14 protein-coding genes and 1 riboswitch are annotated in these 15,400 nt (G+C 67.7%); of the genes, 3 read left to right on the top strand and 11 right to left on the bottom strand.

Translation table 11 applies throughout. The features are described 5' to 3' along the window. Positions 1–482 precede the first annotated feature (482 nt). Both ACF1B9_RS26975 and ACF1B9_RS26970 read left to right on the top strand, forming a co-directional pair. Positions 483–1,076 carry a hypothetical protein gene (locus ACF1B9_RS26975; protein WP_391745079.1) on the top strand — a complete coding sequence of 198 codons (594 nt, stop codon included), beginning with the start codon at positions 483–485 and terminating at the stop codon, positions 1,074–1,076. Between the two features lie 320 nt (positions 1,077–1,396). Next, positions 1,397–1,603: a DUF5999 family protein gene (locus ACF1B9_RS26970; RefSeq protein WP_391745080.1), complete on the top strand. Its 207-nt coding sequence runs from the start codon at positions 1,397–1,399 to the stop codon at positions 1,601–1,603. An 87-nt stretch (positions 1,604–1,690) separates the two neighbouring features. Here the strand turns inward: ACF1B9_RS26970 and gcvP are convergent, their stop codons facing one another. After that, positions 1,691–4,576 carry an aminomethyl-transferring glycine dehydrogenase gene (gene gcvP / locus ACF1B9_RS26965; RefSeq protein WP_391745082.1) on the bottom strand — a complete coding sequence of 962 codons (2,886 nt, stop codon included), beginning with the start codon at positions 4,574–4,576 and terminating at the stop codon, positions 1,691–1,693. Between the two features lie 194 nt (positions 4,577–4,770). Further along, a riboswitch (glycine riboswitch) is annotated at positions 4,771–4,867 on the bottom strand. 113 nt (positions 4,868–4,980) lie between these two features. Here gcvP and ACF1B9_RS26960 point away from each other — a divergent pair. Beyond that, entirely contained in the window at positions 4,981–5,349 is a 369-nt protein-coding gene (locus ACF1B9_RS26960) for a PRC-barrel domain-containing protein (protein WP_391745083.1), read from the top strand. Here the strand turns inward: ACF1B9_RS26960 and ACF1B9_RS26955 are convergent. The 10 genes from ACF1B9_RS26955 to ACF1B9_RS26910 all read right to left on the bottom strand — a co-directional run bounded on the left by ACF1B9_RS26955 (position 5,274) and on the right by ACF1B9_RS26910 (position 15,207). Beyond that, on the bottom strand, positions 5,274–6,734 hold the full coding sequence (locus ACF1B9_RS26955) for a DNA polymerase IV (RefSeq protein WP_391745084.1): 1,461 nt from the start codon (positions 6,732–6,734) through the stop codon (positions 5,274–5,276). The genes ACF1B9_RS26960 and ACF1B9_RS26955 overlap by 76 nt on opposite strands. Positions 6,735–6,791: 57 nt before the next feature. Next, positions 6,792–7,409 carry a MerR family transcriptional regulator gene (locus ACF1B9_RS26950; protein WP_391745101.1) on the bottom strand — a complete coding sequence of 206 codons (618 nt, stop codon included), beginning with the start codon at positions 7,407–7,409 and terminating at the stop codon, positions 6,792–6,794. Positions 7,410–7,577: 168 nt separating this feature from the next. After that, positions 7,578–8,051: a bifunctional nuclease family protein gene (locus tag ACF1B9_RS26945; RefSeq protein WP_006123076.1), complete on the bottom strand. Its 474-nt coding sequence runs from the start codon at positions 8,049–8,051 to the stop codon at positions 7,578–7,580. Positions 8,052–8,104: 53 nt separating this feature from the next. Continuing rightward, complete coding sequence (locus ACF1B9_RS26940; RefSeq protein ID WP_391745085.1) at positions 8,105–8,848, bottom strand: MerR family transcriptional regulator; 744 nt, start codon at positions 8,846–8,848, stop codon at positions 8,105–8,107. A 17-nt stretch (positions 8,849–8,865) separates the two neighbouring features. Continuing rightward, positions 8,866–9,654 (bottom strand): FHA domain-containing protein, encoded by a 789-nt coding sequence (locus tag ACF1B9_RS26935; RefSeq protein WP_391745086.1) that lies wholly within the window; start codon positions 9,652–9,654, stop codon positions 8,866–8,868. 190 nt (positions 9,655–9,844) lie between these two features. Further along, positions 9,845–10,633 (bottom strand): DUF881 domain-containing protein, encoded by a 789-nt coding sequence (locus tag ACF1B9_RS26930; RefSeq protein ID WP_391745087.1) that lies wholly within the window; start codon positions 10,631–10,633, stop codon positions 9,845–9,847. A 5-nt stretch (positions 10,634–10,638) separates the two neighbouring features. Further along, positions 10,639–10,971 (bottom strand): small basic family protein, encoded by a 333-nt coding sequence (locus tag ACF1B9_RS26925; RefSeq protein ID WP_003970459.1) that lies wholly within the window; start codon positions 10,969–10,971, stop codon positions 10,639–10,641. Beyond that, positions 10,968–11,891, bottom strand: a complete 924-nt coding sequence (locus tag ACF1B9_RS26920) for a DUF881 domain-containing protein (RefSeq protein WP_391745089.1) — start codon at positions 11,889–11,891, stop codon at positions 10,968–10,970. The genes ACF1B9_RS26925 and ACF1B9_RS26920 overlap by 4 nt, the downstream gene beginning before the upstream one ends. Positions 11,892–11,989: 98 nt before the next feature. Next, the gene (locus ACF1B9_RS26915) at positions 11,990–14,485 is read right to left on the bottom strand and encodes a sugar phosphate nucleotidyltransferase (RefSeq protein ID WP_391745090.1); all 2,496 of its coding nucleotides are present in this window, start codon (positions 14,483–14,485) and stop codon (positions 11,990–11,992) included. 113 nt (positions 14,486–14,598) lie between these two features. Beyond that, entirely contained in the window at positions 14,599–15,207 is a 609-nt protein-coding gene (locus ACF1B9_RS26910; protein WP_351083380.1) for a CDP-alcohol phosphatidyltransferase family protein, read from the bottom strand. Between the last annotated feature and the right edge of the window lie 193 nt (positions 15,208–15,400).

Below are 15,400 nucleotides of genomic sequence, written 5' to 3'. Positions count from 1 at the left end.
AAGCGTCCCTCCCTCAAGTGGGCGGCCCGCGGCCCAGGCCGCTCGCGTCACGATCGATAATGCCCAGGCCGGGTGATCCATAACGCCCCCGTGAACGCCGCACACCCAGTAATCTGAACGCGGCCGCCCGGGGCACATTCCCTCGGCATGAAGCAGTTTGCAGTTTCGCTCGGCCGACAGGCTGCGAAAACTCCGATGCGTTTCGGCCGACCGCGCCCGGGGAAAAATCCCTGGCGGCGGCTGCGCCACTGACGCCGAATCAGCAGAATCTCCGCATAATAAAGTCTTGATACCGCCTTGTCGGCGACACCTGCGACGGCTAGTGGAATCACTGAGTGAACACGTGTCGTATAAACTTCGCGGACGAGGCAGAGAGTTGACGCACCGGCCCAGTCACCGGCCTCCTCTGGCCCCGCATGCCGACAGCGCCGTCTGCACCCGCCCACGCACCACCGTGTCTCCGAAGTGAGAGGCGACCCACTATGCCGCTGCATGTTCCCCCGGCCCCCGCGCCCGCTCTGCGCAGCGTTCTCGCGGCACTCGGTTCACCCACCGCAGTCCGCGAGGCCCGCACACCTGCTCTTCGATCGGCGCAGGGACTGCTGAGCCCCGAACTCCCGCTCCCGGTCCATGTACTGGACCGGATCGGACCGGACGGGCTGGCACCCGCCACCCGGCTCGCCGCGTGGCGGTTCCTGATCCGCACCTCGGAACAGGCAGTCGCCGCGGCGGACACCATGCTCACTCCGGACGGCTGGACCTTCTCGCACTTCTTCGAGGGCCCCTACATCGCCTCGACCGAACTCGCCCTGCGCCAGGCCGAGACGGTGACACCGCACTACCAGCCGCGGCTGCTGTCCATTCCGGAGCTGTACATGCTGGCACTGTGGCTGCATGCCGACCCCGACGCCGACGCGTCCGGCGGGGCACTCGCCCCCGCCGATCTGCTGGTACCGCTGGCACCCGCGCCACCCGGCATCGCGGCCCATCGCCCGCACCGGGTCGCCGACCTGCTCCGCGTGATGACGCTGCGCATCACCCCGGGCCCCGGCCCCCTGCTCGGGTCACCGGCCTGACGACGGAGCATCCCGCGCATCACCGCACTGTGCCCCGCCACCGCTCCGGGTGGCGGGGCACAGTACTGCGGGCGCACTCTGCGCCCATCCGGACTAGCCCGGTCCGACCACCCCGAACCACCCGAAGGGACAGTGCAGTTGCGGTGAACCGTCCGGCCGGGTGACGCGTCATCGGAGTAAGGAGAAGTGCTGCTGCGAAATCCCTGCGGATTGACGCCCGTAGGGCAACACTGGGACCGGACCGATCGATACGGGGGGCGGCCATGAACACCTCGTCAAGCCGCAGGACATTCACTACAACGCAGCGAAAGAACCCTTCCATGTGCCAGCACCAGCCACCATGCCCGACCGCCGACTCAGCCGACCGGGAGGCCGCCCGCCTTACGGCTCACCATCCGGAACAGGGCTGGAGCCTGCTGTGCAACGGCGTCCTGCTCTTCGAGGACACCGGTGAGCTGCTCCCGGACGGGCAGATCATCGCCCCGCACCGGCCCCTGGAAACGGGCCGGGCCGTGAAGGCCGCCTGACCCCGGCCGGTACGAACGGGGGCCGGCCCGGAGAATGCTCCGCACCGGCCCCGACGCATGTCCGCGTCACATCGTGTCGCTCATGCCTCAGTTGTCGTACTCGTCCAGCGGCGGGCAGGAGCAGACGAGGTTGCGGTCACCGAAAGCACCGTCGATCCGGCGCACCGGCGGCCAGTACTTGTCGGCTGCCGAGACTCCGGCCGGGAAGACCGCCACCTCACGGCTGTAGTCGTGCTTCCACTCCCCGCCCAGCATCGCCGCGGTGTGCGGAGCGTTCTTCAGCGGGTTGTCGTCCGCGCCCCACTCGCCCGAAGCCACCTTCTCGACCTCGCCGCGTATGGCGATCATCGTGTCGCAGAAGCGGTCGAGCTCCGCGAGGTTCTCGCTCTCCGTCGGCTCGATCATCAGCGTTCCGGCGACCGGGAACGACATGGTCGGAGAGTGGAAGCCGTAGTCGATCAGACGCTTGGCGATGTCGTCGACGCTGACGCCGGTGGACTTGGAGATCGGCCGCAGGTCCACGATGCATTCGTGTGCGACCAGCCCGGCCGGGCCGTTGTACAGGATCGGGTAGTGCGGTTCGAGACGCTTGGCGATGTAGTTGGCGGCGAGTACGGCGACCTGCGTCGCGCGCTTCAGCCCCTCCCCGCCCATCAGACGCACGTACGCCCAGGAGATGGGAAGAATGCCGGCCGAACCCCACGGAGCGGCCGAGATCGGTCCGACGCCGGTCTCGGGACCCGCCGCGGGCTGCAGCGGGTGGTTCGGAAGGTACGGCGCGAGGTGCGCACGCACGCCGACCGGGCCGACGCCGGGGCCACCGCCGCCGTGCGGGATGCAGAAGGTCTTGTGCAGGTTCAGGTGCGAGACGTCGCCGCCGAAGCGGCCGGGCTTCGCGAGGCCGACCAGGGCGTTGAGGTTGGCGCCGTCGACGTACACCTGTCCGCCGGCGTCGTGCACCTCGGCGCAGATGTCCGCGACGTGCTCCTCGAACACACCGTGCGTCGACGGGTACGTGATCATGAGCACCGCGAGCTCGTCGCGGTGCTTCTCGATCTTGGCGCGGAGGTCCTCGATGTCGACCTCGCCGTCGTCGGCGGTCTTCACCACCACGACCTTCATGCCGGCCATGACGGCGCTGGCCGCGTTGGTGCCGTGCGCGGAGGACGGGATGAGGCAGACGGTCCGCTGGTCGTCGCCATTGGCCCGGTGGTACGCGCGCACCGCCAGGAGGCCTGCGAACTCGCCCTGCGATCCGGCGTTCGGCTGGATCGAGACCGCGTCGTACCCGGTGACCTCGGCGAGGCGCTCCTCCAGCTCACGGATGAGGGTGAGGAAGCCCTGTGCCTGCTCGGCCGGCGCGAAGGGATGCAGCGCGCCGAACTCGGGCCAGGTGATCGACTCCATCTCGGTGGTCGCGTTCAGTTTCATGGTGCAGGAGCCGAGCGGGATCATGCCCCGGTCCAGGGCGTAGTCCCGGTCGGCGAGCTTGCGCAGATAGCGCAGCATCGCCGTCTCGGAACGGTGCTGGTGGAAGACCGGGTGGTTGAGGATCTCGTCGGTGCGCAGCAGGGACTTGGGCAGTGCGTCTGCGGCCGCCGCGTCCAGCGCCTCGATGTCCCCGTCGGCACCGAAGGCGGCCCAGACTGCGGCGATCTGCGTACGGGTGGTCGTCTCGTCGCAGGCGAGGGAAACCAGGTCGGCATCCACGAGCCGGAGGTTGACACCTCGGTCGCGAGCCGCGGCCACGATGTCGGCGGCCTTCCCCGGAACACGCACGGTGAGGGTGTCGAAGTAGGCGCCCGTCACCACCTCGACACCCGAGGCGCGCAGCCCCTCGGCCAGGATCGTCGCGTAGCGGTGGGTGCGCTGAGCGATCGTCCGCAGCCCGTCCGGGCCGTGGTAAACGGCGTACATCCCGGCCATGACGGCAAGCAGCACCTGAGCCGTACAGATGTTGCTGGTGGCCTTCTCACGACGGATGTGCTGCTCGCGGGTCTGCAGGGCCAGCCGGTAGGCCTTGGTGCCGTCCGCGTCGACGGAGACGCCGACGAGGCGGCCGGGCAGGCTGCGTGCGAACTGCTCGCGTACGGCCATGAACCCGGCGTGAGGTCCGCCGAAGCCCATCGGCACACCGAAACGCTGCGTGGTGCCGACCGCGATGTCCGCGCCCAGGTCACCCGGGGAGGTGAGCAGGGTCAGGGCCAGCAGGTCGGCGGCGACCGTGACGATCGCACCGAGGTCGTGGGCCTGCTCGATGACGGGCTGGATGTTGCGCACCGCGCCGGAGGCACCGGGGTACTGCACCAGGACGCCGAAGACACCGCGCTCGGCGATCTCCGCCGGGATGCCGTCGGCGAGGTCGGCGACGACGACCTCGACGCCGGTCGGCTCGGCGCGGGTCTCGATGACGGCGATCGTCTGCGGCAGGGCATCGGCGTCGACCAGGAAGACGCCGTTCTTGACCTTGCCGACGCGCCGCGAGAGCGCCATGGCCTCGGCGGCCGCGGTGCCCTCGTCGAGCAGGGAGGCGCCGGAGGTGGGCAGCCCGGTCAGCTCGGCGACCATCGTCTGGAAGTTGAGGAGCGCCTCCAGGCGGCCCTGCGAGATCTCCGGCTGGTACGGCGTGTAGGCCGTGTACCAGGCGGGGTTCTCCATGACGTTGCGGAGGATCACCGGCGGAGTGAAGGTGCCGTAGTAGCCGAGCCCGATCATCGGGGCCAGCACCTGGTTGCGGTCGGCGAGGGCGCGCAGCTCCGCGAGGACCTCGGCCTCGGTGCGAGCGGTCGGCAGCCGGAGTGCCTCCGCGCTCTTGATGACATCGGGCACGGCTGCCGCGGTGAGCTCGTCCAGCGAGCCGTAGCCGACCTGGGCGAGCATCTTCGACTGTGCCTCGGCATCGGGACCGATGTGGCGCTGCTCGAACGGAATGCCCTGCTCCAGCTGGGAGAGCGGAGTGCGGCGGGGGGTCATGGTGGAGGCCTCCTGGTCTGTCACGACCTGCGAGGGGCACCACGGCGCGGGTGCCCGAACGGCCTCCCCCTCTGTCATCTCGACCTGAGAGCTTCACCGGCGCACCCTGCGGCGCACCGGCTTTCACCGTCGGTGAGGGAAGGAGCCGCATCGGCACTCGGCCGCGCGGAACCCGCCCTGCTTTCCAGAGTGACCTCGTCCGTGCGGTACGGGGGCCTGAGAGATTCCGGGGAGGATTTGCTCCTTCGGCGCCTTCGGATCAGCTCCGGAGGACTCTCCCGCACGGGGTCAGCGGCCAGTACCAGCCTACCAGCGGGGTCAGTGGCGCCATTCTCGAGTGGCCAACCCCCCGGATCTGCACTTTTGTAGTGCTTGTGGAGTAGCCGCGACCAGTGGGAGGGACCGTGCAGACCGACATAGATCCGCGCAGCCTGATCGGCCGCAAGGCGTTCGACCGCAAGGGCACCAAGATCGGAACCGTGGACGAGGTGTACCTCGACGACGCGACCGGTGTCCCCGAGTGGGCGGCCGTACGCACCGGACTCTTCAGCCGGGACGCGTTCGTCCCGCTGGAACCCAGCGAATTCGTGGAGGACTCGCTCCGCGTCCCCTTCGACCGTGCGCTGATCAAGGACGCACCGGACTTCGGCGTCGGCCGCCATCTCTCGCCCGAACAGGAGCTCCAGCTCTACCGGCACTACGGCCTGGACTCCCCGTTCGAGGAGACCGGCCCGGACAGGGACTTCGGCAGACTCGCCGGCCAGGACGAGTAGTCCACCGGGTTCCGGACCAATGGCAACGGCTCGGCCGGCTGCAGGGCCGGATCGTCGATCCGGAACGTCCGCACCCGGCCGGGCGCCGACTCAGGTTCCTCGAACCGCACCGTCACCCGGCCGATGCCGCTGCCCTGCACCCAGCCATGCCCGTATGTGTCATGGCGTACGTCGTGTCCGGCGGTCCAGCGCCGTGCCGCCGACTGCTCTGCGCTCCCTGGGGGCTCCTCCGGCGCACCGCTCACCGTTTCCTCCCCACGGCCTCCCGCCGTCCTATCCTCCTCGGCCGCTTCCCCGCTCGCGGCCCGCTCACCGGCGGCCTGTGCGAAGAGATCCTCCTGGGTGTAATCGGCGAGCCCCGTGACGCCCACACCGAGGAGCCGTACCCCTCCGGTGGTGTCCACAGCCTCCAGGAGCCGCGCGGCGGCCTCCCGGACCACCGTGGGGTCGTCCGTGGGCCCACGCAGCGTCTCCGACCGTGTGAGCGTGGAGAAGTCGTACCGGCGCACCTTCAGCACCACCGTCCGACCGGACCGCCCCGCCCCCCGCAGCCGCTGGACACATCGGTCGGCCAACCGCTCCACCTCCGTCCTGACCCGCACCCGGTCGTGCAGGTCCGCGTCGAAGGTGTCCTCCACCGACACCGATTTGGCGTCCCGCTCCGCGACCACGGGCCGGTCGTCGTACCCGAGCGCCATGCGATGGAGCGAGCCCCCGTGCGCCCTCCCCAGCAGGCGTACGAGCTCCGCCTCACCCGCCTCGACGAGGTCGTCCACCGTCGTCATCCCGGCGCGGCGCAGATGGTCCGCCGTCGCGGGTCCGACGCCGGGGAGGATCCGTACCGGCATGGGTGCGAGCAGCTCCCGCTCCGTGCCCGGTTCGATGAGCAGCAGCCCGTTCGGCTTCGCCTCCTCCGAAGCGATCTTGGCAAGCATCTTGGAACCGGCGAGCCCGACCGAACCGGTGAGCCCGGTGACCGCTTTGATGGCCGTACGCAGCTGCTCTCCGACCTCCCGCGCGGAAGCCGAGTCGTCGGCCGCCCCGCCTGCCTCCAGGTCCACGAAGGCCTCGTCGAGACTGAGCGGCTCCACCAGCGGGGAGAGCCGCCCCAGCAGCTCCATCACCTGGTCGCTGACCGTCCGGTACAGAAGGAAGCGCGGCACCAGATAGGCCGCGTTGGGGGCCAGCCTCCGCGCCTGCGCCATGGGCATCGCCGAGTGCACCCCGAAGCGCCGGGCCTCGTACGAGGCGGTGGCGACGACCCCGCGGGGCCCCAGCCCACCCACCACGACAGGTTTGCCGCGCAGGCTGGGCTTCGACGCCTGCTCGGCGGAGGCGTAGAAGGCATCCATGTCGAGATGCAGGATGGTGGGCGCGGCTCTCACATCAATCGATGCTGCCCTACGGCACTGACAATCGCCGCGCCCGATTCCGGTACGGGGTCAGCCGGCGCGATTGCGTCGCCGCGCGAGTTCATCGGTGGGATTGTTCCCGATCAGTGTCTCGCCGGTGTCCACCCGCTCACCGTGCAGTTGTGACAGCGCCGCATCCACGTCCTGCCACACCACGCCCACAGCGATACCGAAGACCCCCTGGCCGCCCTGGAGCAGACTGACGACCTCGTCCGGCGAAGAGCACTCGTATACCGTCGCGCCGTCGCTCATCAGCGTCATCCGCTCAAGATCCTGGAATCCGCGGGCCCGCAGGTGTTGAACCGTGGTGCGGATGTTCTGAAGGGCGACGCCCGTGTCCAGGAAACGCTTCACGATCTTCAGCAGGACGACGTCCCGGAAGCTGTAGAGCCGCTGCGTGCCCGAGCCGTATGCGGGGCGCACGCTCGGCTCGACCAGCCCCGTACGGGCCCAGTAGTCGAGCTGCCGATAGGTGATCCCCGCAGCCGCGCAAGCCGTCGGCCCGCGATAACCGATGTCGTTGGCCGATGCCACGCCGCCCCCCGCCACCGCCGCCGGTTGAACCGGTTGCCTGATGGTGCGGCCGGCTGTACTCCCCTGCTGCGGATACGGCCCACCCGCTGCCGTACCGTCGCCGCTGCTTCTCACGCCGACCTCCGTCCTTGTCCTGCCATCTCGAAGGTAGGCAGTCACTCGGGGTGCGTCAACGATCGCCACACTCGGCACGCCGAGTGATAATCACCCTGAGGGTGGTTTCACGTGACATGCGAGCGGGAAAGGCTTGTCGGATGCGCTGACGGCGGCCCCGCAGAACGGTCACTGACTGTTGGTCCCGAAGTCCTCCGGTGAGATCTGGTCGAGGAACTCGCGGAACTTCTCCACTTCGTCCTCCTGCTCGTCCGGGATGGCGATACCCGCGTCGTCCAGCACCCCGTCACTGCCGTAGATCGGCGTTCCGGTGCGCAGGGCGAGCGCTATGGCGTCGGACGGCCGCGCGCTCACCTCGACCCCGCTGGCGAAGACCAGCTCCGCGTAGAAGACCCCTTCCCGCAGGTCCGTGATTCGGACCTCGGTCAGCTCCTGGCCGACGGCCTCGAGCACATCCTTGAAGAGATCATGGGTCAGCGGCCTGGCCGGTGCCATGCCCTGCTGGGCAAAGGCGATCGCGGTCGCCTCACCAGGACCGATCCAAATGGGGAGGTACCGGTCGCCTCCCACTTCACGCAGGAGCACGATCGGTTGGTTGGAGGGCATTTCCACCCGGACACCCACAACGTCGAGCTCGTTCACACAGCAACCCTAGGACGTGCTCGGCAGGTTTGGGTAGTCGGGCACCGACGTGATCAGTGGAACCGGACCCGCAGAGCCGCCTGCACCAGGGCCGAATGAAGCCGTACGGACAGCTCTCCGAGCTCCCGCGCGGTGGCCTCCGCGTGTGCCCTGGTCTGCGGATTCCGGTGTCGACGCAGGGGCGCGACCACCTGCTCGACGAGTCCGGCCTCACGGTCCGCGGCCGCTCGCATGGCGCGCAGGTGACGCGGTTCCAGACCGAATCGACCCAGATCCGCCACAAGCTTGGCCACCGTGACCATCTCGGCGTCGTATCCACCCTCGGAGGTCGGAACGACCAGGCCGTACGACTCCCACTCGGCAAGGTCACTCTCGGTGACTTCGGCGGCCGCGAGCAGCTCGGCTCTGCCGATCCGGGCTGCGGTAGCCCGTCCGGGCTCCGCCTCCCAGCCGCCGTCGGCCAGATCCCGGGGACCGCCTCCGGACGGCAGGGCGGACTTCTCACCGCGGGTGAGGGCGTCCAGATGTTCCCGGATGACCTTCAGCGGCAGATAGTGGTCCCGCTGCATACGCAGCACCTGAGCCAGCCGCTCCACGTCGGCCTCACGGAACTTGCGGTAGCCGGAGGGGGTCCGCTGCGGCTCGACGAGCCCTTCGGCCTCCAGAAAGCGGATCTTGGAGATCGTCACCTCGGGAAACTCGTCCCGCAGCTGCAGGAGCACCGTGCCGATGCTCATCGGGCGGTCGTCGGCGGTGGCGGTGCCGTTACCGGCACCGCCCGTCGGTGTTCTCAGCATGGACCTTCCCTGACGGGTCAGATGCCCCGCTGGCTCGCGTAGAAGACCAGCCGGTACTTGCCGATCTGCACTTCGTCGCCGTTGGACAGTGCGACGGAGTCGATGCGCTCGCGGTTGACATAGGTGCCGTTCAGGCTGCCGACGTCCCCGACCGTGAAGCTGCCGTCAGGCATCCTGTGGAACTCCACATGCCGCCGCGACACCGTCACGTCGTCGAGGAAGATGTCGCTCTGCGGGTGGCGGCCGGCCGTGGTCAGCTCCCCGTCGAGCAGGAAACGGCTGCCGGAGTTCGGACCACGTCGCACCACCAGGAGCGCCGAGCCGAGCGGAAGAGCGTCGACAGCTGCCTGTGCCTCGGGCGAGAGGGAAGGTACGGGCGTCTGCCCGGTGGCCTCCGCCTCGTACGCCTCCAGGCCGGAGATGGAGATGGTCGAGGTCGTCTCCGAGGCACGCTCGGGAATTCCGCCCTTCAGCGGCGCACCACAGTTGGAGCAGAAACGACTGGCCTCGGCGTTGCGATGCCCGCACCTCGTACAGACCGGCATGGACGAACCCTCCTGCCCCGGGCTGAACCCTCCACCCGTACTTGAGGTTGACGGTTCCCCGAAACCTATGCGGCCGGCACCGGCAGGGTCAACGGACGACGCGCCGGAAACTCCCGAATTGTCACCACTCGAACCGGATACCTGATCGCGGTAGAGCGGGCGCTCCGAGCCCTGCTCATCCACCTGGCCATGGCGTGGTGCGCGATGGCGGGCAGCCTCATCGCGAGCGCTCTTGCCGAACAACTTCCCAAACAACTTCACGGGCGATTCCCCTTGACCGAAATAGACCCGCCCGTGGGGCAGGACGAACCCTGAATGAATACACCTGCCGACCCGGACATCTTCACAACGTCCGTATCCACTCGACAGTTTCCACCACGCACCACCTTTACGATGCGCCGACCCCCCGCAACCTCCCGCCCGTGTCCTTCGACCCCTCCGTGCCGCCGCCTCATCGGGTCGACGACCGAGCGTAGTCAGGCCGCTTCGCCGGTCGCAAGACATCCACGACGATGTCGTCGGCCTGCTCCACATGCACGGTGGCCTGCTCCTTCTCCAGTGTCTGCACCACACCCCCGGGGATGTTCAGAGCCGGCTCCAGATCCTGGGGCTTGCCGATCACCTTGAACACATACGGCGCGGTGATCTTACGATCGTCCACCTTGACATGGCCGCCGTCACCAGAAAAGTAGGTATTGGCCACCACCCTCACCCCGTTGACCTCGATCGCCTCGGCGCCCGCCGCGCGCAACTCCTGGAGCGCATCGAGCAGCATGTCCGCCTTGACCCCGTCCCCGGGGTCATTGACCGTGAGCGTGATCCCGGGACCGTGTGCTGCGACGGTGCCCGCGAGGATACCGAGTTGCCGCTCCTTCTCGACCGTCTGCTTGCGCGCCTCCTCGGCCTGGTCGGAGCTGTTCTCCAACTCCGTGCGCTGGGCATCGAGGCGCTGCTTCTCGTCCTCCAGACGCTGTGTACGGTCGTCCAGCTCGTCGAGGATGCGGACCAGGTCCTCCTGACGGGCACCACGCAGAGCGCTGTTGTCGCTGTTCGAGCGCACCTGAATGGCCAGCCCGAGACCGAGGACGAACAGCAGCAGCGCGACGATGAGTTGGGCCCGTGTCGCCCGTGGCGGCCACAGCCCGGCGATCAGCCGCTGACGCCCGGTGAGCTCCTTTGCGGCACCGGCCGACTGCTCGCCGGTGCGCTCCTTGTCGCTGGGAAGTTCATCGTTGCTCATCGGCCTCAAGCCCGGAAGACGTGCCGTCGGATGGCCGCGGCGTTGGAGAAGATCCGGATCCCGAGCACGACCACTACACCGGTCGAGAGCTGCGCTCCGACGCCCAGCTTGTCGCCCAGGAAGACGATCAGCGCGGCCACCACGACGTTCGACAGGAACGAGACGACGAAGACCTTGTCGACAAAGATTCCGTCGAGCATGGCCCGCAGACCACCGAAGACTGCGTCCAGGGCAGCCACGACGGCGATCGGAAGATACGGCTCGACCACCGCCGGCACCTCGGGCCGGACCAACAGTCCGACCACGACTCCCACGACGAGGCCCAGTACGGCGATCACGATGTGCCCTTCCTTGTGTCTGCCGCACCACTGCCGGTGTCTGCGGCCTTATAAGGCTCTGCTGTTCGTACGATCAGGCTCGGCGCGACCGGGAGACTCACCTTCTGCTGCACGGACATGCTCGTCCGGATGTCGAAGGTGTCCTTGAGCGCCTGCAGATACTGGCCGTCGGCACTGGCCTGGAATGCGCTGCTGAGCGGCTTTCCGTCCCCCGCCGCCAGCACCGTGTACGGCGGCACGAGCGGTCTGTTGTCGACCAGTATGGCGTCGCCGGCCGCGCGGATCGCCGACAGTGCCGTGAGCCGCTGCCCATTGATCGAAATCGCTTCCGCGCCGGACTGCCACAGGCCGTTGACGACCCGCTGCAGGTCCCGGTCGCGAACCCGACCGGTGTCGGTGAATCCGCTGGTCTCTCGGGGCCCGCCGCCACCTTGATCGGTGCCCTCGGCATCGTCGACCACGAGCTTCACGCCGGGCCCTGCCACCGGCGTCGCCCCGGCGAGCAGCGCCACCAGCTCTCCCTGGTCCCCGCCGTGCTTTTCCAGGGCCTTGCGCTGACGTCTGCCCACATCGTCGCGGAGCTTGTCGACCTGCGCCTCAAGGGTGTCGGCCGCCGCCGTCTCTCCGTCGATACGGTCGATCAGTTCCTCGCGTTCCTTGGCGAGGACCGGCGCGGAGACACGTGCCTGCGCAGCCCCGAGTGTGACGACGAGAGCAGCGAGAACCAGACAAGCCGCGAGACCGAGTTTCGACTTGAGCGTGCGGGGCAAACCCGCGCTTCCGTCGGCCTTGCGACGTGCCGACGCCTCGGCGTATCCGTCGTCCAGGCTGTGGTCCATCACGTTGGTCAGCAGCGACATGGACGCGTCGGGGCGCGCTCGTGGCGGGGCGGTACTCCGATCGGGGGTCTGCTGCGACATGCCGCACATCGTCGCACGTCGCCACCGCTACCGCCGAATGGCCCCACCGGTGAGCCCGGAGACGCCGCAGAGCGCCACCGGGCTCACCGATGAAACCGTCACTGACCTGCGCTGTCCACGACTCCAGCCCATTCGTCCAGCAATGCCTGCGCGGAGGCGTCGTCCGGGCCCTCGGCCCACAAATGGGTGACAGCCTCGGCCGGGTCCGGCAGCACCATCACCCATCGCCCGTCGGCCTCGACGACCCGCACACCGTCGGTCGTGTCGACGCTGCGGTCCCCGGCAGCCTCGACGACCCGTCGCATGACCATGCCCTTCACCGCCCAGGGTGTGGCCAGATCACGGCGCAGTACGTGGGCACGGGGAATACGGGCATCGATCTGGCTCAGGGTGAGCTGGGTCCTGGCGACGAGCCCGAGAAGCCTCACGAAGGCGGCGCATCCGTCGAAGACACTGCTGAATTCCGGAACGATGAAGCCGCCGCGGCCGTCTCCACCGAAGATGGTGCCTTCCTCGCGTCCCACGCGCGTCAGGTCGTCGGGCGACGTCGTCGTCCATGCGACCTGCGTGCCGTGGTACGCCGCGACCTGCTCGGCGACCCGGGTCGTGGTCACGGGCAGCGCCACCCGCCCGCTGCGCCGCTCGGCCGCGACGAGGTCCAGCATCACCAGGAGCGCCCGGTCGTCCTCCACGATCCTGCCTCGCTCGTCGACCAGGGAGAGCCGCTCGCCGACCGGATCGAAGCGCACACCGAACGCGGCTCGCGCCGAGGAGACGATCTCGCCGAGCCGCACCAGCCCCGACCGTCGGGTTTCGGCGGACTCGGTGGGCCGTGATTCGTCGAGCCCTGGGTTGATCGTCAACGAGTCCACACCGAGCCGTCCCAGCAGGCTGGGCAGAACAAGGCCCGCACTGCCGTTGGAGGCGTCGACGACCACCTTGAGACCCGCGTCGGCGATCCCGACGGTGTCCACGTTGCGCAGCAGCGATCCCGTGTACGAGTCGAAGACGCTGGACGGGAAGTGCAGATCCCCGATCTCTCCGGGGAAGGCCCTGCGGTACTCCTGACGCGCATACACCCGGTCCAGCTTCCGCTGCCGTGCCTGGGAGAGATCGGCGCCCCGCTCGTCGAAGAACATGATGTCGACCGAATCGGGCACACCGGGAGACGTACGGATCATGATGCCGCCGGCGCTGCCCCGCGCCGTCTGCTGGCGCGCGACGGGCATCGGTACGTTCTCCAGATCTCGTACGTCGATGGCACTGGCCTGAAGTGCAGAGATCACCGCTCTCTTCAGCGCACGCGCACCACGGGAGTGGTCACGTGCGGTGGTGACCGTCGAACCCTTCTTCAGGGTCGTGGCATACGCTCCCGCAAGCCGGACCGCCAGCTCCGGCGTGATCTCGACGTTCAGAATCCCGGACACACCGCGGGCTCCGAAGAGATGGGCCTGTCCACGCGATTCCCAGATCACCGAGGTGTTGACGAACGCTCCGGCCTCGATGGTCTTGAACGGGTACACGCGAACATTTCCCTGAATGATCGATTCCTCACCGATCAGACACTCGTCCCCGATGACCGCCCCGTCCTCGATGCGGGCGGCCCGCATGACGTCGGTGTTCTTACCGATCACGCATCCGCGCAGATTGCTGTGCTGGCCGATGTAGACGTTGTCGTGCACCACGGCTTTATGCAGGAAGGCGCCACTCTTGACGACCACATTCGACCCGATGACCGTGTGCTCACGAATCTCCACCCCGGCTTCGACTTTCGCGTAGTCCCCGATGTACAGGGGACCCCGCAATACCGCGTCGGGATGCACCTCCGCCCCTTCTGCAACCCATACACCCGGCGAGATCTCGAAGCCGTCGATCTCGACGTCGACTTTCCGCTCAAGGACGTCGGCCTGGGCCTTCACATAGCTCTCGTGGGTGCCGACATCCTCCCAGTAGCCCTCGGCAACATAGCCGTAGATCGGTTTGCCTTCCTTCATGAGCTGCGGGAAGACATCACCGGACCAGTCCACCGAGACATCGGCTTCGACGTAGTCGAACACCTCGGGTTCCATCACATAGATGCCCGTGTTGACCGTGTCCGAGAAAACCTGACCCCAGGTGGGCTTCTCCAGGAAGCGCTCGACCTGGCCCGCCTCGTCCACGATGGTGATGCCGAATTCCAGAGGATTCGGCACGCGGGTCAGGCACACCGTCACCAGACCGCCTTTTTCCTTGTGGAAGGCGATGAGGTCGGTGAGATCGAAGTCGGTGAGCGCGTCGCCCGAAATAACGAGGAAGGTGTCGTCCTTCAGTGCTTCCTCGGCATTCTTCACGCTCCCCGCGGTGCCGAGCGGCTTCTCCTCGTTGGCGTAACTGAGCTCCATCCCGAGCTCTTCGCCGTCCCCGAAGTAGTTCTTGACCAGCGAGGCGAGAAATTGGACCGTCACGACGGTCTCATTGAGCCCGTGCCGCTTCAGCAGCCGAAGCACATGCTCCATGATCGGCCGATTGGCGACGGGCAGAAGCGGCTTGGGCATGCTTGAGGTCATGGGGCGAAGACGAGTGCCTTCGCCACCAGCCATCACGACGGCCTTCATGTCGGAAACGTCCTCCTTGAAGAGACGACGGTCAAGCCGACTTCGCCCGTCGGGGCGCCATCCGGGTCATCAGCGGCGGGTCGGCCACACTGCGCGACACCGCGTCAACGAGCTCAATCGGCTACTGCATCCGCCTTGACGAGTCGGCGGACCTGAACCACGTAGAGGATCCCTGCCCACCAATAGAGCGTTGTACCCCAACCAGCGAACGCCCATCCGAAAATGGCAGCCAGCGATGCAAGCCAACCACTTCCGTCACTGAGCAGCAACAAGGGGAACGCGTACATCAGGTTGAACGTGGCAGCCTTCCCCAGGAAGTTCACCTGGGGCGGCGGATAGCCGTGCCGTCGGAGAATTCCCACCATCACGAGGAGCATGAGTTCGCGCGCCAGAAGGGCGGCGGTGAGCCACAGCGGCAGAATCTCCCGCCAGGTCAGCCCGACGAGGGTGGAAAGGATGTAGAGGCGGTCCGCAGCAGGGTCCAGAAGCCGGCCGAGGCTGCTGATCTGGTTCCACCGGCGGGCGAGCTTACCGTCGAGGTAGTCGCTGATACCGCTCAGCATCAGGACCAACAGGGCCCAGCCATCGCTTTTCGGCCCACCGAACTCGGGGCGAAGAATCAACCACAGGAAGAGCGGAACCCCGACAAGGCGCGCCATGCTGAGGATGTTGGGGATGGTGAGTACCCGGTCCGTCTGAACCCGAGTCTCCTGGACCTCCACCCGGGGGCCTCCTGTGTGAAGAACGTGCCAATGATGCCCCCTGACCCTACCGTCAGCCGCCATCAGCAGACACACGGGGGTAACGCAAGCATCTCGTGAACGCAGAGAAGCCCCGTGCCACAAGGGCACGGGGCTTCTCCGTAAAAGGAGTTCGGCGGCGTCCTACTCTCCCACAGGGTCCCCCCTGCAGTAC

Source organism: Streptomyces sp. NPDC014727 (assembly GCF_043083485.1).
GTDB lineage: Bacteria > Actinomycetota > Actinomycetes > Streptomycetales > Streptomycetaceae > Streptomyces.
This window is presented reverse-complemented; position numbering and strand designations above follow the sequence as displayed.

Bases quoted from the DNA above. Each gene is read 5' to 3' on its own strand.
- ACF1B9_RS26975 (WP_391745079.1), top strand. From the start codon at position 483: ATGCCGCTGCATGTTCCCCCGGCCCCCGCGCCCGCTCTGCGCAGCGTT.
- ACF1B9_RS26970 (WP_391745080.1), top strand. From the start codon at position 1,397: ATGTGCCAGCACCAGCCACCATGCCCGACCGCCGACTCAGCCGACCGG.
- gcvP (WP_391745082.1), bottom strand. From the start codon at position 4,576: ATGACCCCCCGCCGCACTCCGCTCTCCCAGCTGGAGCAGGGCATTCCG.
- ACF1B9_RS26940 (WP_391745085.1), bottom strand. From the start codon at position 8,848: ATGCTGAGAACACCGACGGGCGGTGCCGGTAACGGCACCGCCACCGCC.
- ACF1B9_RS26930 (WP_391745087.1), bottom strand. From the start codon at position 10,633: ATGAGCAACGATGAACTTCCCAGCGACAAGGAGCGCACCGGCGAGCAG.
- ACF1B9_RS26920 (WP_391745089.1), bottom strand. From the start codon at position 11,891: ATGTCGCAGCAGACCCCCGATCGGAGTACCGCCCCGCCACGAGCGCGC.
- ACF1B9_RS26915 (WP_391745090.1), bottom strand. From the start codon at position 14,485: ATGAAGGCCGTCGTGATGGCTGGTGGCGAAGGCACTCGTCTTCGCCCC.